The sequence below is a fragment of the Pedobacter changchengzhani genome, assembly GCF_004354365.1.
Lineage (GTDB): Bacteria > Bacteroidota > Bacteroidia > Sphingobacteriales > Sphingobacteriaceae > Pedobacter > Pedobacter changchengzhani.
Window position 1 is genome coordinate 391,703 of the sequence record NZ_SJCY01000004.1, and the last position, 22,048, is coordinate 413,750.

Annotated in this window: 15 protein-coding genes, 3 tRNA genes and 1 pseudogene; 16 read left to right on the plus strand and 3 right to left on the minus strand. The window is 36.5% G+C overall.

What is annotated here, in order from left to right:
- The first annotated feature begins 204 nt into the window (after positions 1-204).
- From EZJ43_RS08915 to EZJ43_RS08935, 4 genes and pseudogenes are all read left to right on the plus strand, one after another.
- Complete coding sequence (locus EZJ43_RS08915) at positions 205-2,280, plus strand: HD family phosphohydrolase (RefSeq protein ID WP_394343223.1); 2,076 nt, start codon at positions 205-207, stop codon at positions 2,278-2,280.
- A gap of 80 nt (positions 2,281-2,360) precedes the next feature.
- Positions 2,361-2,447: transfer RNA gene (locus tag EZJ43_RS08920), tRNA-Ser, on the plus strand.
- Positions 2,448-2,543: 96 nt separating this feature from the next.
- Positions 2,544-2,617, plus strand: a tRNA-Pro gene (locus EZJ43_RS08925).
- Positions 2,618-2,934: 317 nt separating this feature from the next.
- Positions 2,935-3,593 (plus strand): annotated as a pseudogene (locus tag EZJ43_RS08935) (TraM recognition domain-containing protein); the annotation flags it as partial.
- Positions 3,594-3,654: 61 nt separating this feature from the next.
- Here the strand turns inward: EZJ43_RS08935 and EZJ43_RS08940 are convergent.
- Together EZJ43_RS08940 and EZJ43_RS08945 are read right to left on the minus strand one after the other, a co-directional pair.
- Positions 3,655-4,194: a peroxiredoxin gene (locus EZJ43_RS08940; RefSeq protein ID WP_133262350.1), complete on the minus strand. Its 540-nt coding sequence runs from the start codon at positions 4,192-4,194 to the stop codon at positions 3,655-3,657.
- Positions 4,195-4,683: 489 nt separating this feature from the next.
- Entirely contained in the window at positions 4,684-5,736 is a 1,053-nt protein-coding gene (locus EZJ43_RS08945; RefSeq protein WP_133262351.1) for an oxygenase MpaB family protein, read from the minus strand.
- Positions 5,737-6,209: 473 nt separating this feature from the next.
- Between EZJ43_RS08945 and EZJ43_RS08950 the strand changes: the two genes are divergently transcribed.
- Positions 6,210-7,493, plus strand: coding sequence for a GH36-type glycosyl hydrolase domain-containing protein (locus EZJ43_RS08950; RefSeq protein WP_133262352.1), 1,284 nt, complete (start codon positions 6,210-6,212; stop codon positions 7,491-7,493).
- A gap of 142 nt (positions 7,494-7,635) precedes the next feature.
- On the opposite strand, the gene EZJ43_RS08955 is transcribed toward EZJ43_RS08950, so the two are convergent.
- Entirely contained in the window at positions 7,636-9,090 is a 1,455-nt protein-coding gene (locus tag EZJ43_RS08955) for a glycoside hydrolase family 28 protein (protein WP_133262353.1), read from the minus strand.
- 317 nt (positions 9,091-9,407) lie between these two features.
- Here EZJ43_RS08955 and EZJ43_RS08960 point away from each other — a divergent pair.
- The 11 genes from EZJ43_RS08960 (at position 9,408) to ccoS (ending at position 22,007) form a co-directional block, all read left to right on the plus strand.
- Positions 9,408-9,481 (plus strand) — tRNA-Pro (locus EZJ43_RS08960).
- Between the two features lie 322 nt (positions 9,482-9,803).
- On the plus strand, positions 9,804-11,462 hold the full coding sequence (locus EZJ43_RS08965) for a hypothetical protein (protein ID WP_133262354.1): 1,659 nt from the start codon (positions 9,804-9,806) through the stop codon (positions 11,460-11,462).
- A gap of 143 nt (positions 11,463-11,605) precedes the next feature.
- Positions 11,606-12,481 carry an alpha/beta hydrolase gene (locus tag EZJ43_RS08970; RefSeq protein ID WP_133262355.1) on the plus strand — a complete coding sequence of 292 codons (876 nt, stop codon included), beginning with the start codon at positions 11,606-11,608 and terminating at the stop codon, positions 12,479-12,481.
- Positions 12,482-12,787: 306 nt separating this feature from the next.
- Positions 12,788-13,006, plus strand: coding sequence for a DUF6500 family protein (locus EZJ43_RS08975; RefSeq protein ID WP_133262356.1), 219 nt, complete (start codon positions 12,788-12,790; stop codon positions 13,004-13,006).
- Positions 13,007-13,119: 113 nt separating this feature from the next.
- The gene (locus tag EZJ43_RS08980) at positions 13,120-14,901 is read left to right on the plus strand and encodes a hypothetical protein (protein ID WP_133262357.1); all 1,782 of its coding nucleotides are present in this window, start codon (positions 13,120-13,122) and stop codon (positions 14,899-14,901) included.
- Positions 14,902-14,953: 52 nt separating this feature from the next.
- Complete coding sequence (locus tag EZJ43_RS08985; protein WP_133262358.1) at positions 14,954-16,144, plus strand: PAS domain-containing sensor histidine kinase; 1,191 nt, start codon at positions 14,954-14,956, stop codon at positions 16,142-16,144.
- 25 nt (positions 16,145-16,169) lie between these two features.
- The gene (locus tag EZJ43_RS08990) at positions 16,170-17,201 is read left to right on the plus strand and encodes a response regulator (protein ID WP_133262359.1); all 1,032 of its coding nucleotides are present in this window, start codon (positions 16,170-16,172) and stop codon (positions 17,199-17,201) included.
- Positions 17,202-17,661: 460 nt separating this feature from the next.
- Positions 17,662-18,090, plus strand: a complete 429-nt coding sequence (locus EZJ43_RS08995; RefSeq protein ID WP_133262360.1) for a Rossmann-fold NAD(P)-binding domain-containing protein — start codon at positions 17,662-17,664, stop codon at positions 18,088-18,090.
- On the plus strand, positions 18,090-19,436 hold the full coding sequence (gene hemN / locus EZJ43_RS09000) for an oxygen-independent coproporphyrinogen III oxidase (protein ID WP_133262361.1): 1,347 nt from the start codon (positions 18,090-18,092) through the stop codon (positions 19,434-19,436). Before EZJ43_RS08995 ends, hemN begins: the two co-directional genes overlap by 1 nt.
- 10 nt (positions 19,437-19,446) lie before the next feature.
- The gene (locus tag EZJ43_RS09005) at positions 19,447-21,831 is read left to right on the plus strand and encodes a heavy metal translocating P-type ATPase (RefSeq protein WP_133262362.1); all 2,385 of its coding nucleotides are present in this window, start codon (positions 19,447-19,449) and stop codon (positions 21,829-21,831) included.
- Positions 21,828-22,007 (plus strand): cbb3-type cytochrome oxidase assembly protein CcoS, encoded by a 180-nt coding sequence (gene ccoS, locus EZJ43_RS09010; RefSeq protein ID WP_133262363.1) that lies wholly within the window; start codon positions 21,828-21,830, stop codon positions 22,005-22,007. The genes EZJ43_RS09005 and ccoS overlap by 4 nt, the downstream gene beginning before the upstream one ends.
- The last annotated feature ends 41 nt before the right edge of the window (positions 22,008-22,048 follow it).

The window sequence follows — 22,048 nt, forward strand, 5'->3', positions numbered from 1 at the left end:
TTTTTTACGAATTTTGGTTAGGCCGCTAATTTAGTATTTTTAAAACTTCATAAACGTAATAAAATGTATTTTAGCTTAATATTTAAAATCTTTTATATCAAAATACCAATGCCATACCGAAGATTTAAAATAGTATGCGTAGATTCAATAAAATTAGATATTAAAGAAAAATGCTAATTTTGACAACCACCTAAATCCATAGTTTTGGCTAAAATTAAAAAAGATTCTCACAAAATATTATATCGTAAATATTCATCAAACTTAAAGTACGTGATGATGGTATTTGCTGTTTTCATTATTACCTTGTTTTTGCCTAAACAGCCCCGGTTTCGCTACGAGTTCGAAAAAGGTAAGCAGTGGATGAATAAAGACCTGATTTCGCCTTTTCCGTTTGCTATTTTAAAAACTACGCCGCAAGTTAAGGGAGATAAAAAAGATGCTTTGAGGAATGTGTTGCCCATTTACCAATTGGATAGCGAAGTGAGTACAAGCGCACTTGGTAAGTATGAAAATGAATTTGATATTAAATGGAAATCCGCCCAATTGGATGAAAAAGATAAAATTGCTTTTAAAAAGGAAGGATATAAAATTCTGCAAAATATATATGCAAAGGGCATTATTGGATTAAATATTAAACACCAAGGAACATCAAAAAACTACGATTTTTCGTTAATCATTAACAATAAAACTGAGCAGAAGAATACACAAGATGTTTTTACTGCCGAAAACGCTTTAAATTATTTCAAGGAGCATTTTAAATCGAACAACCAGGTAATTGTTGATTTGGTTGTAAATTTAGCCGAGGATCACATTATCCCGAACATTGTTTTTGATGAGCGCTTAACCCAAGTAGTTCAGGAAAATACCGTAAATAATGTATCTACCACAAAAGGTATGGTGCAAAAGGGCGAATTAATTATTGCAAAAGGCGAATTTGTAGATGATGATATTTATCAAAAGTTAGAATCTTATAAAGCGACTTATGATGAACAGACGAAGACGATTGGAAGCCGTTCGTTGGTTTATTTAGGGCAAGTAATTTTGGTAGGTTTTATACTTGCTATTTTGATGGCCTTTCTATTACTCTTCCGTAAGGATATATTTAATGATAATAGGCAACTTTCATTAATTTTAATGGTTACCTCCGGCATGTTGCTGGCATTAACCTGGGCTTTAAAAATGAATTTAGTGAATTTATACTACATTCCTTTTTGTGTGGTGCCTATTATTATTAGAATTTTGTTTGATACCCGTTTGGCGCTTTACATGCACATGCTGGTAATTTTAATTGCAGGTTTCTTTGTGCCCAACAGTTTCGAGTTTGTATTTTATCAGGTTACGGCCGGCATGGTTGCTATTTTTAGTATCAAAAACTTTGTAAAAAGAGAACGTTTTTTAGTTTCTGCATTGTATATTTTGTTGTCTTATTTGGTAACTTTTGTTGGTATTGCGCTTTTGCGTGAGGGATCATTTTCGGCAATTGATTGGTTAAATTTTGTACCCTTTGTATTTAGCGTATTACTTTCTTTATTGGCATATCCGTTAATTTACGTTTTCGAACGTATTTTCGGTATAACCTCTGATGTAGCGCTTATAGAATTGACCAATACCAACAATAAGTTGCTTAGAGAGCTAGGTTACAAAGCGCCAGGCACTTTTCAGCACTCTATGCAGGTTGCCAATTTAGCCGAGGCTGCAATTTTTAAAATTGGTGGCAACTCTGTTTTGGTTAGGGCAGGCGCTTTGTATCATGACATTGGTAAAATGGAAAATCCGCAATATTTTATTGAAAACCAAAATACGGCACAAAGTCCGCACGATAAATTACCTTATGAGCAGAGTGCGCAAATTATTATTCAGCACGTACATAAAGGGATTGAAATTTTAAGAAAAAATCAGATGCCCGAAACCATTATCGATTTTATTAGAACGCATCATGGAAATACACGGGTTGATTATTTTTATCAATCTTTTTTGAAAAATTCTCCTGAAAAATTTGTGGATGAAAACATTTTCCGCTACCCCGGACCAATTCCTTTTAGTAAAGAAACTGGGGTGTTAATGTTGGCAGATTCTGTCGAAGCGGCGTCGAGAAGTTTGAAAAATCCCGATGCGCAGAACATAAATGACCTCGTTGAAAGGATAATTAGTTACAAATTAGAGCAAAATCAACTAGATAATTGCGATTTAACGTTAAAAGATATTGAGACTATCAAATTGATATTCAAGACGATGCTAATGAGTATCTATCATGTTCGGATAGATTATCAACAAGTTTGATAATTTTTTTTTGTGGAATAGGTTGTTTTGCTATATTTGCACACCGAAAAAGATGTCGGACGATATCGTTTGAGGTTTACGGAGAGGTGCCTGAGTGGCCGAAAGGAACAGTTTGCTAAACTGTCGTACTGGTAACGGTACCGCGGGTTCGAATCCCGCCCTCTCCGCAAAATAAAAATGCAAAAATTGATAATTTTATCATTTTAAAATTGTTACTTTGCATTCCCTTCGAAAAAGGGTTAATAAAAAGAAGATACCAAGTTCGGGATGTAGCGTAGCCCGGTATCGCGCCTGCTTTGGGAGCAGGAGGTCGTAGGTTCGAATCCTGCCATCCCGACAACTTCCAGTTCATCTGGATGCAGAAGCCTCTAAATATCACTATTTAGGGGCTTTTTAGCTTTTAAGTAGGCTATCATAATCCTTTTCAATCCATCTGTAGTGAGAACTAAAGGGATCAAGTAAAAAAGCTGTGGACTTGGGGATAAAGTTCGGATATTGGTGTTGGCTCAAAAGTGATGTAGCGTAGCCCGGTATCGCGCCTGCTTTGGGAGCAGGAGGTCGTAGGTTCTCCCGAAACTTCGGGACTGCCATCCCGACAACTTCCAGTTCATCTGGATTTTAGCTTTTAAGTAGGCTATCATAATCCTTTTCAATCCAAGATCGAATAAAGTTGCCACAACATTAGCAGTTCAAGATTATAGTCAATTGAAAAAAGATTATGGGCGTGAGCAAGCAGAAGTTATTCTAAACATCGTTGGAAACATAATAGCTGGTCAAGTTACTGGCGACACCGCAAAGCATTTGTCCGAGCGGTTTGGTAAAATCCAACAACAACGCCAAAGTGTTTCGATTAATAGTTCTGATACTTCTATCAGTAGATCAACTCAATTAGACTTTGCTATTCCCGCATCTAAAATATCTACTTTATCTTCTGGAGAATTTGTGGGTATGGTTGCCGATGATCCTCACGCTAAAATTGAGTTGAAAGTTTTCATAATGAAATTTTAAATGATCAAAATGCTATAAAAAGAGAAGAGCTTGAATATAAAATGATGCCTAAAATCCGAACCACCGATTCGGAAATGGTACAAATGAATTATTATCAAATTAAACAAGACATACAAAAATTAATTGGGATCAAGCAAAAAAGCTGTGGACTTGGGGATAAAGTTCGGATATTCGTGTTGGCTCAAAAGTTATGTAGTGTAGCCCGTTATCGCGTCTCGCGTTTTCGGCGGGAAGGTTGTAGGTTCTCCCGAAACTTCGAATGCTGCCATCCCGACAACTTCCAGTTCAGCTGGATTTGCTTTTAAGTAGTCTATTTTATTTTGTAGTAAATTGCAGTTCCTTTTTCCATCATCTCAAAACAAAAAGTTATTTTTTCTTCGAAAGGAAATCCAACACACTCGTTGCATGTTCATCGCCCTTTAGCATTCCTTTAAATTTGAATACCACTTTGCCTTCTTTATCTACTAAAAAAGTTTCCCTACCGGTTACAAACATTACATTTTTAACGCCAAACATTTTTAAAACTTTGTTATCCGGATCACTTAATAGGGTAAAAGGGAGTTTGTGGTTTTTTTGAAATGCTAAGTGACTCTCAACACTGCCAGAGTTTATACCAATCACCATCGCATCTGCGTTTTTAAATTGCTCGAAGCTATCTCTAAAAGCGCATGCTTCTTTCGTGCAAACACTGCTTTCATCCTTCGGATAAAAATAGATAACCAACTTCTTTTTACCAATGTAATCTGCAATGGTAAAGTTTTTCCCGTTTTGATCTTTCAACACAAATTTGGGAACTTTACTGCCCAATACAATTGGTATATTGGTTTGCCTATTTTCTTGGGCGTTTACATGGCTATTGCAAATTAGAGCTAGGGCAAAGCAAAATGACGACTTTAGTATTTTCATGCTGGGTTTCTTTTTAGTGATTAACCTATTTACGAAATTTTGTGAACGATGGATGATAGAAGCAGCGCAAACGGATTTGTATATTTTGGCTAAAGCCGACAAAAATTAATTAATATCCGTCGGTTGAAACTGATGGCAGAAATAATATTAATAGCAGGATGCCTAAAAACAATAAATTAACAAATTGTAAAAGAAATAAATTTGGCAATGTCGCTGTGTTCAGTTTTTTCGATGATTATTTTAAGGGTATTTTAAAACTTTAGAAGCACTAATGTGGGCGCTTTTCTCGCCTAAAATTTGGATGCCAGTTTTTGCCCGCCGACGGGCATGACGATGGTCGGGATATTATTCTGCCTAAATAATTTCTAAATTGATTTTGAGAAAGCCTCTTAGTAAATCTAATAGCACTTGGATTCAGCCAATAGATTATATCAAAGATGAAAATTGGCTTTAACTAAAAAGCAAACCAATTATTTGTTTTGAATCTAATCAATTTGTTATCGAAATTTGTTTTTGGTAGGCTCTAAATGCTGCATTGTAATTGAACATTGGATCATCGTTGAGCGAAATTTCTTTGAAAAAACTATTTACCTTAAGTAGGCTAAGTTTATAATCTGCCAGCTTTATGGCATTTATTCCTAACATTTGAGCAACCTCATCGCCCAGGAGATGGTTCATTAATCCCGTAATTTCTGCAGTATCTATTTTTGGACCAGCCGTTTTTTTAATGTGCTCGATCAAACTTGCGGTAAGTTCCTTGCCATGGGTAGAAGGTTTGAATTGATCTGATTTAATCGCACTTTCTAACAAAACTGCTTGTTTTAAATCGTTGGGTAAAAGTGCTTGTTCAACGCCCATACTGTTTCCAATAACGTTCCAAAGGTGCATAAAGCTTAGTTTTTCCTTTTGATTTAAAATGTAGCCCAGCTTTCTCAGTCCTTTAATTACGATAAAGGAGAAAGATAAATTTGTGCCCGCCATATCTTCTTGGTTGATGGGAACTCCGTATTCACCGGTTTTCCAAGCGGTATTTAAATAGGTATAATGCCTCACTGCGGCATGCATTAACCTAACCTTTAATAGTGCAACAAAACCATTGCCCTGTTTCGTAAATGCAACAGGCGACATAATTGCCCACACAAAATCGGCGGTTTCTTTAAGTCTTTTTGGTGCATCGTTACGCATCCGGGCAGATAGATAAAGCACCATTGCGCCGTTTGCAGCGGTATAGCAATAGGGTAGTGAAAGTAGCCCAAGCAAATTCATAATTTCCGCCGCGTGGTTTCCAAAAAATGCTGCGCCTTGTTTCATCTGTTTTTCATCTACCCAATTGGGTAAACTTACAATAGAAGCAACAAGTGTCTGTTTTTCGGGGCTTACATTTTGTAAATCCTGGTTTGTACTTAGGCCATTCATCCAATCAAAAAGTTCTTTTTTTCTTTCTACATCGGCAAAGGCGTACGCAATAAGTGCATCAGCTAAAGGATCGCCAATATTTCTTTTTTCATTCAGAAACGACTTCGAAAAAGTGAATGTATCCATAAGTTTAAATCATTAATGATATGCCAACAAATTGTCGGCTTATGATGGTAATGCAATTTATCGATTATTTATGTTTGATGCAAAAAGGTGCAATAAACTTGTTGAAAAATGATAGAAATATTAGAAAATAAATGCGCAAATTTTGTCTTTTAATGATGGGCTGGTTATCAAAGTTTTACTGACCATATCGCAATCAATCAATTTTTTAATCTCCACGATTTAGGCAGCTTGCTAGCGCTCCCGATTGGAATGGCATCCTTTATTTGGCTTTTCTGCCAAAGAAAGATATAATGAAAAGCGGGAAAAAGCGCCCAAAAAATGAATAAGAATACGGTTAGATTAGCTACGAGCTAGAATACAAACAACGTTTTCAACCAAATCAAAATACTATACAATTTCAGTATTTTCGTTAAGTTTACATTTGCTAAAGGCGTTGCTGAGTGCAGTTTGTTTAAACCTTCAAATATTATAAAATGAAAAAATATATCATTCTTCTGCTGGTGGCATTTTGCTCATCCGAAATTTCCTTTGCGCAAGAAGAATCGCCTTTAGCTACTTTTAATAGTTTAAAAAACCAAGTTAAATTGCAAGGGGAGGCGTTGTTGAAAGACGGCTTTAAAGCTGGAGATGGATATGGCGAAGTATGGATTAGAGATTTTAACACTTTTATGGAGTTATCTTGTAAGGTGAACGACAAAGACGTTATCAAAAAACACCTGATTACGTTTTTCCAATTGCAGCAGCCTGACGGCGAAATTGTAGATGGGTATGTTCCAAGGCCGAAAGAAGGTGCATCTGATTATTATAAATATCAAACACCTTTGGCGCCAACGTATGTTGGGCATAAAAATACAGTAGAAACTGATCAGGAAAGTTCGTTGGTACAGGCGGTTTCAAAATATATTAGAAATACTGGAGATACCTCTATTTTAAAGGATACAGTGGGCGGAATAACGGTATTAAAACGACTTGAAAACGCCATGCAGTTTTTGCTGCAGCAAAGGTTTAGCGAAAAATATGGCTTGCTTTGGGGTGCAACAACTGCCGATTGGGGCGACGTGCAACCAGAACACAGCTGGGGCGTAGAGGTAAATGAAAATACGCATAAAGCGATTGACATTTACGACAATGCCATGTTTGTAATTGCCTTAAATAATTTTTTAGATTTTGCTGGTTTAACCAAACAAGATGTAAAAAAATGGGCCGCAGTGAAAAGTAAGCTTAAGCAGCATATTCGAAAATATCTTTGGGATAAAACCAAGCAGAAATTTGTGCCACATATTTACTTAGATGGATCGCCATTTCCAGCTTCTTTTGATGAATCTGTAATTTACTATCATGGCGGTACGGCTGTTGCCATCGAAGCAGGTTTACTAAGCAAAGCGGAGGTTTTGGCTTCGTATTATAAAATGCAAGATGATGTGAACAAAGCGCATGCATCCACAATTGGGTTAACATTATACCCAACTTACCCAGCAGGTTTTTTTGAGAACAAGGGTATGGGCCCATATTCTTATCAAAACGGTGGCGACTGGACTTGGTTCGGCGCCCGTATGGTTACACAGTTGGCAGATTATGGATTTGCGAAAGAAGCTTTGGTAGCTTTACAGCCGATGTTGCAGCGTGTGGTTAAAAATAAAGGTTTTTTTGAGTGGTACACTCCAGATAATCAGCCAAAAGGTTCTTCAAGTTTCCGTGGCTCTGCAGGCGTATTGTTTACTGCAATTACTAATTTAGAAAATAAGTTGAAGAACTAGCAAGATCGTAGCAAATTAATACGTTAGTGATAAATAATGGTTGTAAATAACATTAAATTTTGTTTAATACACAGCATGGTGCCCTGCGTTAAAGATTGAAGGTGTTTTTTTCGTCTTTATTTTTTATGCAATGTTAGTTAAACTAAAATTTATTGCCACTACTTTGATAACTGAACGGTTCCTTTATAGCATCGGGCCCGGTGAGTTTCAAATCATCAAAAACGCAATCATGTGCATCGTCTAAAACAACTGCGTTGCGAAAATCTTTTTTGGTACTGGCTATGCGAACATTTTTAAAACTAATATTTTTCGAGTGTCGGATGTAAATAGCCCAAGATGGAAGTTCGCCAAACATATCATATTCTGGATAGACTTTTGGATTCTCGGGCACTTTTGTAAGTGTTTTAGCAGACATTTTATATGTTGCAGCATTTGCTCCACCGAGCGTTGCTACAGAAATATGTGTTAAACTTATATTAGAAACAAATTGGCCAGGCAAACCTGCAATAAGGATGGCCGGAGCGGATCCATTTTCCCGACCTTGCTTAATGCCTACCTTAATCGACACGTTACTTATTTTCACATCTTTTATTTCGCTAGGGCGATTACCACCTCTTGCACCCAAACGGATAAAAATTCCATTTCCAACACCTGTGGCAGTCATGTTATTTATTTCAATATTTTGTATAGTAGAACCATCTACCGATTCTAATGAGACGGCGGCACGGTAACTATCATATACTTTATTGTTAATTATTTTTATATTCCGAAATGTACCATGGGTTGCGGTTCCAATTTTAAAACCACTAGCTCCGTTGTGCATTTCATTATTTTCGATGAGGATGTTTGCGTTACTTTTTGTTGAATCTAAAGATTTAAGGCAGATACAATCATCGTTAGCAGTGAAGCTAGAATTTTTAACCGTAAAATTTTCACAATCTACAATGTCAATGCCGTCATTATTGTGAAATGCTTTGCTGTTTACGTTAATGCCATTAACCATTACATTTTTGCATTGGTTATAACACTCTACCCAACAGGCCGAATTTTTTAGAGCAATACCTTGCACCGTTACAGCTCTGCAACCAAATAAACTGATAATCATAGGCCTATTGTCTTCACCGGGTTTTTTTGCATTTGGATCTTTAATTAGTCCTTGATTAATCATGGCAGTTATATTAGCGACAAGCGGTGCGCCTTGGCCATCAATTGTACCTTTTCCGGTAATACCAACATTATTTTGATTTAAACCTAATAGGAGTGCTAAACAACTTTGTCTGCCATTATCAAAGGGTGTATTTTGCCTGTCGTAGTCGAGCGGATTTGTTGAGCCAAGCAGTATCGACCCATCGTTTAACTGGACTGTAACAGCAGATTTTAAGTGAATGCAACCCGTAAGATAGGTGCCTGAAGAAAAAACCAATCTCCCGCCGCCATGATTGCTAATGTAATCGATGCCAGTTTGGATGGCTTTAGTGTTTAATACATCAGCGCTATTTTTAACACCGAAGAAGGCTGCGGGATAATCTTTTGCGCATACAGAAGTGTAGTTGAAAATAATTAAGGCAATTGTAATTGAAAATAAAGTACGTTTCATGATTATGAATAGTTTTGCAATACTGCACCGTTGTTCAAACGTACGTATAAAAACTTAGTGATCCGTTCTTTGAAAAGCAACAATTAATTTCAGTTAGCTGGTAAATGTAGCACAGGAAGACAGTTTTTATTTTTTTAGCTAAAGATGTAGAAATTATCTCGAAAATTAAATGGCTGTAAATCTTGCAGCTATGTTGCTGATGCCGTAAAAACTACATTTCTTATAATTTTATTTTGCAAGGATGCTAAATTTGATTTATCTTCGCAACACCAAAAAACAAAGAGGTAAATATTTCGATATAACCTAAACTGTTTTTTCGGGATGTAGCGTAGCCCGGTATCGCGCCTGCTTTGGGAGCAGGAGGTCGTAGGTTCGAATCCTGCCATCCCGACGTAAAGCCTGAGAACACGTGTTCTCAGGCTTTTTTGTTATCAGCAACTCCAAGGATGCTGGAAAAGGGGACCATGGATCAAGCAAAAAAGTTGGGCAAGAAAATTAAAGCTCGAGGTTAATCATAGCCAAAATATTTAAAAGTAAGATAGCGCATAGTTCAAAATAATCGACAATTCAAAGTCTATCACTTATTTATAATTTTTGTGGTTGAAAGACGCTTTGTAATATTTTAGATTCTCAACAGTTTTCTCTTTAATATTTCCGTAATTTTCCATCCTTAAATATTCTTCATTTATAAAATTACTCCAATAGAATTACCAATGAAAATCAAATACTTTTTAATCGCCTGCTTTTCAATTACTGCATTTTCTCATTTTAGTGTAAGTGCTCAGGTTAACGGATCAAATCCAGATGACGGTTACCAGAAATTACCACAACTATCACAAGGATTACATGGGTATATTTCTATGAATATGCCTCAGCAAAAAGAAGGTTTTGGTTACGGTGTGAGCTTTTATGTTAATGCATGGCCGCTGTTAGAGAAACCGCTTTCTAATTTCCAAATTGGGTTACCAGGAACTTGGGTTGTGCCTGATAATAGAGGATTTGAAGATCCACTTTGCCCGATTGGTACCTACGGCAGAGACAATTGGCCACAAAGAGGACCTTCGTATAGAGATGTTTTCCAGACAATTGAAGGTAGCTTGGGTTTTTGGGGCAGTACACAGTTCGGCTCTACCACCGCAAAATATAGAATGAACGGTACTGCAAATTGCTACAGTGGCGAAATATCTTCTCCGGGTTGGGGCTTTGGTCAAACAAAACCTTTAGCTAAAGATGCAATGGGCATGGCGCAGTTAAGTAACCATTTAATTATTCCGCCAGATGGGATTACGTTTGTAAAAGGCACATCGGGCGAATTGATGGGAAATGCGTGGATGGCTTTACCAATTGTTGTTGCGCAACCTAAAAAAGATGGAAAAGCCGCTTCGGGTGATGAAAGTTGGACTTGCTTTTTAAATGCCTCTAATTTTAAGGGGCCAATCGCATTTTATATTCCTGGTATTTGGAGTAAAATTGCCGATAATTATCCTACGGCTGAAGGCAGAACGTTAGATACGAGAGAGGGTGTAGTTGGGGCTGGTGCAATTGAAATTAATTCGGTGCCACGTTTTGAGGCAACTGATAAAAATGGTGTGGTGTACAGTAAAATTCCTCGATTACAATTTCCGGTAGATAAGGACGGCATTACAACCCTTATGCAGGATGCAACATTGTATTCTAAAAATGCAATTTTCGGTCCACTACAAAGTTTTTTTAATGATGGTGGTGTAATTCCAAATCGTTTTCCTGTTGATGCATCGTTTGTGCCACAATGCTCAACGGATAAAACTACCTATGATCAAGGGCCAAATTCTACACCAATTCAAGGCATTGATTCTTATTTTCAAGAAACAATGTTGGGTAAATCATCTTACGGTTTAAAATGGAAGAAAGAAGTAAAAAACGGCTTGGCATTTTTTCCTGAATATTTTAAAGAGGAAGGCAATAAAATGGTTGCCATAACGGCTTCAGAAGTTCCGGATGATATCAACTTAAAGACTCAAAATTTCAATCCGGCGAGAACAGGTAGAACTTACAAATCTTTATCAAACGAAGGGAATGTTTACCAAACACCAGGTCCAAAATCTCAAACTTTTAAAGCAACACTTACGGATGGATCGATCGTTACTTATCAGTGGTATAAATTTATAGATCAACCCGCATTGCAATCGTTAAATTTAAGCAGTGCTGATAAAGAGACCATCCAAAAAAGAGTTGAGAAGATTCATGCAAGCTGGACATCTGATAAAACCTATATGGCGGCGCCAACCAAGGGCAAACTGGTTACTTTAGATAAAGCAATTATTGTAAAACCACCAAAGGGGATGGAAGTTGGTTATGTGCCAATTGTGATTCAGCAAGAAGCGGGGAAATAAATAGCATTGGTCTGTACCTAACCGAAATTAGTAGCGTTTTAAGAGTGCATTGAATCGTATAACAGTTGTTTTGTTAATTGTATGAGTTTTGGTGCCATTAAATTGAATTATATTGCAGTAATAATTTAGAAAACTATTCGATAATGAAATTTTTGACAACGATATTTTTTGTAATTTTTTGTTCGAATGTACGTGCACAAAATGTGGAAAGAAATGCCTACACTGCGCCCAATCAAACTGAAAGGGTAATTGGTGCGATCAAACTGATCCAAAATATTCGTTACGGCAAAGTACCTGCAATTGTAAAAGATTCAATTTCTGATCGATTATTAGATTTGTATTTGCCTGAACAAGCGCAGGGCGAAAAGCAATTGCCTCTGTTTGTATTTATCCACGGAGGAGGTTTCGCAGGTGGCGATAAAGGTTTAACAGATTTATGCTCCAAAATAGCTTCTGGTGGTTTTATTGTGGCCTCTATTAATTATACTTTGCTGTTAAAATACAAGAAAGTGAAAGACGCGTCGTGTTCGGCTAATATGGCTGCTGGTTTACCTATTAATGGCCAGTTTCACCCGTTATTAAAAGAAGCTTTGTTAGTTGCTTCGGATGATGCTATAAGCGCGCTAAAGTTTTTAAAAGCCAACCAGAAAAAATATAATATCGACTTTAACAATGTTGCCATATCGGGCGGTTCTGCTGGCTCTATGACAGCGCTATACCTTACTTATGCTTCTAACCAAAAAGTAACTAAAATTAAAGCAGTTGTTGATTTGTGGGGAGGATTAGAAAATACAAATGTGATTAAAAAAGGTGCGCCACCAGTGTTAATTTACCATGGCGACTTAGATAAACTGATTAATGTTGATTACGCGTATGCTTTAGATAAGCGCATGAGAGAAGTAGATTCGAATAATTCTGATTTACAAATTTTAAAAGGTAGAGGCCATGCAGCGTACAAATACATTGCACAAAATAAAACAGCAGAAATTATAGGTTTTTTAAAGGCAAATTTAAAATAGATTTTACTCTTCTAATTGTTCTTAAGGAGAGGATTTTTTTTTTGCGCCCTGCATAGTCTAGCCTTACTTGCCTGCGTTTCGCAGTCCTTATTTGTGGCGAAAAGCCTAATTTTTTTCCCGTCATTTCATGCCAAAGACATGCAGGCGAACGAGTTTTTCACGAGGAGAAATCTGGTCCATTTTTGCACTACTTAATATTGTAGTATTTTCTTCCCACGAAGGGTGTGATTTTTAACTTTAACAAACTTTATCGATCTTTCACATTCCAAATCCGCCTTAGAAAAAATCGAATAAAAACTCACGCTAATGAACCCCCAATTAAAAGCCAAAATCATTAAAATTTGCGATGAAAAAATCGAAAAGAAAGGTATAAACGTCGGCTTATCATTTTATGCCTTCTTCAGCAATACAAACGATGATCCTAAAACTTTAATGGAGGTTGCCACTTGGTGGATAGAAACTGAAAAATTAAACCATTTCGAAAAGGCAATTAGAATAAAAACTTTAATTCAGGCGCTCCAGTAGCCAAAACACTAATTCAAATATTTACAAAGTGATTATTCTCATTTTTTAATGTGAGCACTATTTCAATCTCTTTTAAGCGTAATAAATAGGTTTGTACATAAAAAAAATATTTTATGTCGCATACTTTCCATATCCCCGTTCTTGGCTTAGGTTATTCTATTGATACGCCTTTAAAAGTGTCGAAATACGGTGTTTCATCTGTATTATCTATCGTTGACGATGAATTAGTAGAACGCATGAGGGAATACCATTCTAATCAAAACGGACGTGTTTTTAATAGTATTTCAAAAATAGAAACAGATAGTAGATCGAAAAGAATTACGGCGTATCTCAATTTCTTATCCACAGAAATTACCACACAGTTTGAACTGCTTCGCCAGCAAGAATTTATTAAAGGAAACGATATATGCCGTTATTTCGAGCTTTTGCCCGAATCATCAAAGCTAAAAGCCGGTTATGAATTAATGATGGATTATCCCGAAGGAGATAGCAAAAAAATATTTCAGGATATTTTACGCAAAGGGATGAAACTGGGCGCTGTAGATGTAAATATTATGGCCAAAGTAGATAAAATGAATTTTGTAAATGATGAATATACGGGCGATATGAACACCGATGCACTTGCTGCGTTACGTGGCTTCGCTGAAAGTAATTTACATTCTTCGGTAATTCTTTCGGCTGGAATGAACCCGCGTTTATACAGTTATATAGAAAGTTTCGAAGATTTTTTACCCAACAAAGACGCCGAATTGAACAAGAAAATCATCCTTAAAGTGAGCGATTTTAGATCGGCTTTAATTCAAGCTAAGTTTTTAGCCAAAAAAGGGTTGTGGGTTTCGGAGTTTAGAATAGAATCGGGCTTAAATTGTGGCGGACATGCTTTTGCCACTGAAGGCTATTTATTAGGGCCTATTTTAGAGGAGTTTAAGGTGAAAAAGAAAGACATGTTGGTTGAGCTTTTTGGTATTTATCAATCGGCTTTAACTCAAAAAGGAATATCTTTAACTAATAAGCCAGCACAACGGATTAGCGTACAAGGTGGCATAGGAACAGCGGCAGAACATGAGTTTTTGTTAAACCATTATCAGTTGGATGCTGCGGGTTGGGGCAGTCCTTTTCTTTTAGTACCAGAGGTAACCAATGTAGATAATGCAACTTTAAAACAGCTAACATTTTCTAAAGAAAGTGATTTTTATTTGAGTGGTTCATCGCCTTTGGGCATACAGTTTAACAATTTTAAAAACAGTAGTATTGATGCGCTTCGCTTAAAAAGGATTGAACAAGGCAGGCCAGGGAGTCCTTGTACCAAAAAATATTTGGTAAGCAATACCGAATTTACAACCGCACCAATTTGTACAGCTTCTAGAGAATATCAGCATAAAAAAATTAAAAGTTTAAAAGCTGCCGAACTTACCGAGCAAGAGTACGAAAAACAATACAATGCCGTGGTAGAAAAGGTTTGCCTATGCGAGGGTTTAACATCTGCAACCTATATTAAATATAACATTAGTAAACCAAAAGAGAATAAAGCAGTTGCTATTTGTCCGGGACCAAACTTGGCCTATTTTTCTAAAGTTTATTCTTTTGATGAAATGGTAGGCCATATTTATGGTAAAGTTGATTTGTTAACCAAAATTGAACGTCCACATTTTTTCATTAAAGAACTTAATTTATACATCGATTATCTTCAGAATGAATTGCAACAACACCTCCAAAATTTTAACGATAAGAAGAAGAAGCAACTCAATAATTTTAAATTTCAGTTAACAGAAGGTGTGAATTATTACAAGCAATTATTTAATGAGGTTGCCGATCATGCTTCGGTGCAGGTAAAGGATTTATATGACCAATTAGCGATTTCTAAAGTGAAGTTAGATAGCATCATTATCGATTAGTACATTTTCGTTTTAAATCATAAAGCCTATATTTGTTTTTAACAGATAGTAAATGGACAGATCCAAGTTTTTAGATGCGATTATAGAAAATGCCATTGATGGAATTATTACCATTGATGATAAAGGTATTATTGAACATTTGAATCCGGCAGCGTTAGAGTTGTTTGGTTATAACCGAGGAGAACTGGTGGGCAAAAATGTTTCTGTTTTAATGCCCGAACCTCATAAATCTGCGCACGATGGTTATTTGGCAAATTATGAAGTAACTGGCCGTAAAAATATTATTGGTGTTGGGAGGGAAGTAGATGGATTAAGGAAAGATGGCAGTATTTTTCCTTTCAGATTGGGAGTGAGTGAAATTAAATTCTCCGACCGCAAAATTTACACTGGCTTTATTCACGATTTAACCAAAGAAAGAGCCAACGAAGAGCAGATTAAAAGCTATACAGAAAAGCTCGAAGTTAAGATTAAAGAACGTACCCAAGATTTGGTAAAATTGGTTTCAGAGCTAGAAATGGCCAAAGAAAACATGCACGCGCTATTTAATAAGGAGAAAGAGCTCAACCAGCTGAAAACTAGATTTGTATCTATGGCTTCGCATGAGTTTAGAACGCCATTAAGTTCGATGCAATTATCCGCCTCGCTAATTGATAAATATACTTCAAAAAATGATGTTGCCAGTGTTGAAAAGCACACATTGAAAATCAAAAACTCAATCAATAACCTCACTACAATTTTAAATGACTTCCTATCGTTAGAAAAATTGGAGGCAGGTAAAGTAGAAGCATCCGCTTTGCGTTTTAATGTAGTAAGCTTTGCCGAAGAAATTGCAGAGGAAATGCAACTCATGACCAAGCAAAACCAACATATTATTTATGAGCATACGGGCACAAGCGCCGAGGTTTGTTTAGATGCTAACCTATTGCGGAACTGCATCATTAATTTGGTTTCAAATTCGATAAAGTATTCTGGTGAAGACACGCTGATTCAATTTAATACATTTTTAAATAGTGATGAACTAAAAATTGAAGTGAGCGATAATGGAATCGGAATACCCGAAATGGATCAAAGTAATTTGTTCGAGCCATTTTTTAGGGCGCACAACACTGGCGATATCCCGGGTACGGGGCTTGGGCTAAATATTGTAAAAAGGTATGTAGGTTTAATGAATGGAACGGTAAGTTGTGAAAGTAAACTTAATTCGGGTACAGTTTTTACGCTCGTTTTCAAAATAACGGAATAATATATTTCGAATATAAAATCATCGCATGAATAAGAAGGTATTAATCATTGAAGATAACGACGATATTAGAGAAAGTACTGCTGAAGTTTTAGATTTGGCAGGTTACGAAACTTTTACGGCTAAACACGGTAAAATTGGCGTAGATATGGCAACAAAGCACCTGCCCGACGTAATTCTCTGCGATATTATGATGCCCGAGTTGGATGGTTACGGTGTGTTGTATCTGTTACATAAAAACCCTGCAACGGCAAACATTCCTTTTATTTTTATTACAGCAAAAACCGAACGTGCCGATATGAGAAAGGGCATGGAAATGGGTGCCGATGATTATTTAACTAAGCCTTTTGATGATGTTGAACTTTTTAAAGCGATTGAAAGCCGTTTTAAAAAGAAGCAACAATTAACCGGTTTTAGCAGTTCTGTAGCCAATACCGAAGCGGTGATGGATGATCTCCGGAAAAAAGGTAAGGCTAAAACTATTGCCAATAAACAAATTATTTATGTAGAGGGGGATGAACCTACGCATCTTTATTACTTGATAAAGGGGCAGGTTAAAACTTATAAACGTTTTAAAGATGGACGAGAACTTTCATCTAATCTTTACCACGATGGCGATTTTTTTGGCTACGAAAGTTTGTGCAGTAACGAAAATTATGCCGATAACGCCGCCACACTTTTAGAATCTGAAATTATCCATATTCCCAAAAGCGATTTTGTCGATTTCTTGTTAAATCATCAGGCTGTATCCAAAACATTTATTAACCTGTTAACGCACAATGTTCGCGATAAGGGCAAGCAAATGCTCGAGTTGGCCTATTCATCGGTAAGGAAGCGTGTTGCTGAAGCTTTATTGCATGTGGCGGATAAGTTTGCAACCGAAACATCTGATACTTGCACCATCAAAATTTCGAGAGATGATTTAGCAGCGCTTGTAGGCACAGCAAGCGAAACCGTAAGCCGTATGCTGGCCGATTTTAAAGAAGAGAAATTGATCGATAAAACGGGTAATGCAATCAATATTTTATCTATCGAAAAATTGAGGAATATTAAGCAATAGGGTTAAATTATTGAATTTTAGAAGTAGGATTGTTTTTGGAGTTATTGATGAAATCTAATCCAATTACATCTTTAAGCAACTTTCTAATAATGCAATTTTTCATAACTATTATTGTTTGGTGCCCAAATATCTTTTTGCTGTAAGTTGATTTCGTCTCTAAAAAAAATTGACTTTCAATATCGGTCTCAGCCTCAACCTCGTTCTCAGTCTCAACCTCGTCCTCAACCTCAGCCTCAACCTCAACCTCAGTCTCAACCTCGTCCTCAGCCTCAACCTAACGCCAAGCGCCAAAATATAACCACAATCATTTTTAATACTAAGCATTCTCATCTCGCTGATTCTCTTCGCCGTGTATTTTTGTAGTTAAACCATTTATGATAATTCCGTATTGGAAAGAAGGTTAGTAGATCTAAAATTCTAATTATAATAAATACCATTAAAAAGCTAAAAAGATTACTAAATGAAAGCAATTGCTTATAACATAAAACCAAATGAAAAAGAGTGGTTGGTTTTGGCGAACTATAAAAAGCATGATATTACCATCATTGCAAATAGTTTAACGGCCGATACCATTCCATTTGCGACTGGAAAAGAAGCACTGTTGGTTTTTAATAATGATGTGTTAAGTAATGAGTTACTAACTGGATTGCGGGATTTAGGTATAAAGTACATTGCCACTTCATCTATCGAAACCAGTCATTTAGATTTACAAGTAGCCGATTTGTTAGGGATAAAAGTTGCCAATGTGCCCTTAGGTTCTATAGATTTTAATCCGAAGCAACGAATGGATCAGGTTATTAGAAATTTAGATCAATGGGCTGCGGGGAAATGTTTGGGCACTGCTTGCTGTTGTAGAAAAGAGTGTGCTCCTGTTAAAAAAGTTAAATAATGGATACAGAAACTCTTTTAGAAAAATATAATGTTGTAGCGCCACGTTACACCAGTTACCCAACAGTTCCCTATTGGGATAATGAATTATTTACCAAGGAGGATTGGCTAGAAAATTTTAAAAAAACGTATGTCGCCCATAAAAGCGAAGGCATAAGTTTGTACATCCATCTTCCATTTTGCGAAAATTTGTGTACTTATTGTGGCTGTAATAAGCGAATTACCAAAAACCACGGGGTAGAAAAACCTTACATTCAAGCGGTGCTTAAAGAATGGGCCATGTACATTGCTATTTTGGGCGAAAAACCTAAATTAAAAGAACTCCATTTAGGTGGCGGAACACCAACTTTTTTTAGTGCTGAGAATTTAGAAATTTTAATAAACGGCATCACTGCGCATGCAGAAATGGTTTCTGATGCAGAATTTTCTTTTGAAGCCCATCCGGCCAATACAACCGCTGCACATTTATCTGTTTTGTATAGCCTAGGTTTTAAACGCTTAAGTTTAGGTATTCAAGATTTTGACCCACATGTACAGTTTTTAATTAACCGTTTTCAAACGCCAGAACAGGTAGATGAAGTGGTTAAAGAAGCCAGAAGAATAGGTTACACTTCTATAAATTTCGATTTAATTTATGGTTTGCCGGGTCAAAACCTAACTAATTTGGGCAAAACGATTGCGCAATCTATTCTGTTGCAACCCGATAGAATTGCGTATTACAGTTATGCACATGTGCCTTGGTTAAAAGCGGGTCAGCGCCATTACAGCGAAAAGGATATCCCGGTAGGCAATGAAAAATTTGCGCTTTATAAATTAGGCAGACAATTGTTTATTGATGCCGGTTATGAAGATGTGGGTATGGATCATTTCGCTTTAAAAAGTGATTCTTTGTATTTAGCAAGTGCCGAACAAAAGCTGCATCGTAATTTTATGGGCTACACCGATCAACATACGCATTTATTGCTCGGTTTGGGTGTATCTGCTATCAGCGATAGCTGGAATGCTTTTGCGCAAAACAGCAAGGTTGTAGAAACGTACATCGATAAAGTAGAAAACGGAATTTTACCGGTAGAGAAAGGGCATATCCTTACAGAAAACGACTTGGAAATAAGAGAACATATCTTAAACTTGATGTGTAGAGCACATACTGTTTATAAAAATGGTATTCCTAAACATATAAAGAGTAGATTAGAACCACTTTTAGCAGATAAATTAATCGTTTTTGACGATTTTAGGGTGGATATTACAGAAATAGGGAAATCATTTTTAAGAAATGTATGTATGGTTTTTGATGAGAAATTATGGTTGAAACAACCCCAAACCCAATTATTTAGTTCGGCTGTTTAATTAATTAACAATGCAGGATCAACATAAAACAACTACCGAATTGCTTTGCTATCACTGTGGTGCAGATTTACCAAAAGTGAAATATCAGGTAGATAATAAAGATTTTTGCTGCGCAGGTTGCTTGGGTGTTTATAAAATTCTATCCGAAAATAACCTCTGCAATTATTATGTTTATAATGCAAATCCGGGTAAACAACTCCAGTCGGATGGCAGGTTGGAGTATTTAGATGAGCCAAAAATAATTAATCAACTGCTCGATTATAAACAAGATAATACCAGTATTATCACATTTTATGTTCCGGCTATTCATTGCAGTTCTTGTATTTGGTTGTTAGAGCATCTGTATAAAATAAACCCTGCGATTTTTAGTTCGAGAATTGATTTTTTGAAAAAACAGGTTACCATCAGTTTTAACCACGAAGAAATTTCATTAAAACAATTGGTCGAAACCTTAAATCACATTGGTTATGAGCCTGCAATAAATTTGCAAGATGTAGTTAAAGAACACAAAAGTGCTGTAGATAAGGCTTTGATTTTAAAAATTGCCGTTGCTGGGTTTTTAATGGGCAATGTAATGCTTTTCAGTTTTCCAGAATATTTTGGACTTTCTAGTTTCGAAAAGCAGTTTCAGTATTTATTTGGTTGGTTAAATTTAGCATTTTCCATTCCTGCAGCTTTTTACTGCGGTCGCGATTACTTTATTTCGGCCATAAACAGTTTAAAACATAAACACATCAATTTGGATACGCCTTTAGCGCTAATTATTGCGGTTTTGTTTATCCGCACTGCGGTTGAAGTGGTATTTAATTTGGGTCCTGGTTTTGCCGATACCCTAACTGGATTGGTATTTTTGCTATTATTGGGAAAATGGTTAAAGCAACGTACGTACCACCATATTTCTTTCGATCGGGATTACAGATCTTATTTCCCAATTGCTGCAACTGCACTTATTGATGGCGTTGAAAAACCAATTGCCATAAACGACATTAAAATAGGTGATCGATTGTGGATTAGAAACGGCGAATTGGTGCCCGCAGATGCAATTTTGATGAAAGGCGATGCTTGGATGGACATGAGTTTTGTAACCGGCGAATCGGAACCTGTACACAAAGTGTTGGGCGAAATTATTTATGCAGGTGGTAAACAAACTACCGAGGCGATAGAATTGGAGGTTATTAAACCCGTTTCTCAAAGTTATTTAACCGGTTTATGGAACAGCGAAAATTATAAAGAGCACGCCGAACAACAAAATTTTAACGATAGTGTGGCCAAATATTTTAGCTTGGTTGTGTTTTTTGTCGCTTTCTGTGCAACGGCTTTTTGGTTATTTCAAAACGATAGCCATAAAGCATGGTCGGCATTTACAGCGGTAATTATTGTGGCTTGCCCGTGTGTACTCGCTTTAAGTACGCCTTTTACGCTTTCGGCCATTTTATCAATTTTTGATAAAAAAGGTTTTTATGTTAAAAATACCGATGCGGTAGAAGCTTTGGCAAAATGCGATACTATTATTTTTGATAAAACAGGAACGCTAACAAGTAGTGAAGGTGCTTCTATTCATTTTAGTGGCGTGTTAAGCGATGAGGAAAATCGTATTGTGGCTTCGTTGCTCAGAAATTCCACACATCCATTAAGCAGGCATATTTTAAAAGCTTTAAACGTTGATCATTTTTACGAAATTTCTAATTATAAAGAAGTAATAGGAAAAGGTTTACGCGCAGAAGTTAATGATAGGGTTATTTATGCCGGCCACACATCTATGTTGCCAATTGGTTTAGGGGTTGGCCATGAAACTGGTGTTCACATCGCTATCGATAATGTTTACAAAGGCTATTTCGAAATTAAGCAGGAGTGGAGATCGGGCCTAGCCAAGTTGATGATCAATCTTTCAAAATTTAAACTTCTGGTATTATCGGGCGATAGCGATAAAGATCATTCAGTGTTGAAGGTTATCTTTTCTAAATCGACACATATTAAATTTAAACAATCGCCACTTCAAAAACTAGAAGCCGTTTTATTGCTTCAAAAAGCACAAAATAATGTGTTAATGCTTGGCGATGGTTTAAATGATGCCGGCGCTTTAAAGCAGAGCGATTTTGGGATCGCACTAACAGATAACATCAATAATTTTACGCCAGGTTGCGATGCGATACTTAAAGGTGATGAATTGAATTTACTCCCAAATTTTATACAATTGAGTAAAGATGGATTAAAAATTATCAAAATTAGTTTCGCCATTGCCATTGCTTACAATTGCGTGGGTATTTTTTATGCGGTGCAAGGCACACTGTATCCATTGGTAGCAGCTGTTCTTATGCCCATTAGTACGGTAACCATAATAAGTTTCACTACATTAGCAACAAGATGGTTTGCAAAAAAAAATAAATTGTTATGAATATACTCTACTTCTTAATAGGCTGCAGTGTTTTTATGGCCCTCATATTTTTAGGGGCATTTATTTGGTCCTATAAAAACGGTCAGAATGATGATGTGCACACACCGGGTATGCGCATGCTCTTTGATGATGAGGTTTCTCCAGAAAAAAGTGAAGAAGATCACTTTTCTAACTAAGAAACATCATCCTTTAATTTCCTTAATCAAAATATATTTGA

Coding starts and splice junctions, on each gene's coding strand:
- EZJ43_RS08975 (WP_133262356.1), top strand. CDS start 12,788: ATGAACCCCCAATTAAAAGCCAAAATCATTAAAATTTGCGATGAAAAA.
- EZJ43_RS08985 (WP_133262358.1), top strand. CDS start 14,954: ATGGACAGATCCAAGTTTTTAGATGCGATTATAGAAAATGCCATTGAT.
- EZJ43_RS08965 (WP_133262354.1), top strand. CDS start 9,804: ATGAAAATCAAATACTTTTTAATCGCCTGCTTTTCAATTACTGCATTT.
- EZJ43_RS08950 (WP_133262352.1), top strand. CDS start 6,210: ATGAAAAAATATATCATTCTTCTGCTGGTGGCATTTTGCTCATCCGAA.
- EZJ43_RS08980 (WP_133262357.1), top strand. CDS start 13,120: ATGTCGCATACTTTCCATATCCCCGTTCTTGGCTTAGGTTATTCTATT.
- EZJ43_RS08940 (WP_133262350.1), bottom strand. CDS start 4,194: ATGAAAATACTAAAGTCGTCATTTTGCTTTGCCCTAGCTCTAATTTGC.
- EZJ43_RS08945 (WP_133262351.1), bottom strand. CDS start 5,736: ATGGATACATTCACTTTTTCGAAGTCGTTTCTGAATGAAAAAAGAAAT.
- EZJ43_RS08990 (WP_133262359.1), top strand. CDS start 16,170: ATGAATAAGAAGGTATTAATCATTGAAGATAACGACGATATTAGAGAA.
- ccoS (WP_133262363.1), top strand. CDS start 21,828: ATGAATATACTCTACTTCTTAATAGGCTGCAGTGTTTTTATGGCCCTC.
- EZJ43_RS08995 (WP_133262360.1), top strand. CDS start 17,662: ATGAAAGCAATTGCTTATAACATAAAACCAAATGAAAAAGAGTGGTTG.
- EZJ43_RS08970 (WP_133262355.1), top strand. CDS start 11,606: ATGAAATTTTTGACAACGATATTTTTTGTAATTTTTTGTTCGAATGTA.
- EZJ43_RS09005 (WP_133262362.1), top strand. CDS start 19,447: ATGCAGGATCAACATAAAACAACTACCGAATTGCTTTGCTATCACTGT.
- EZJ43_RS08955 (WP_133262353.1), bottom strand. CDS start 9,090: ATGAAACGTACTTTATTTTCAATTACAATTGCCTTAATTATTTTCAAC.
- hemN (WP_133262361.1), top strand. CDS start 18,090: ATGGATACAGAAACTCTTTTAGAAAAATATAATGTTGTAGCGCCACGT.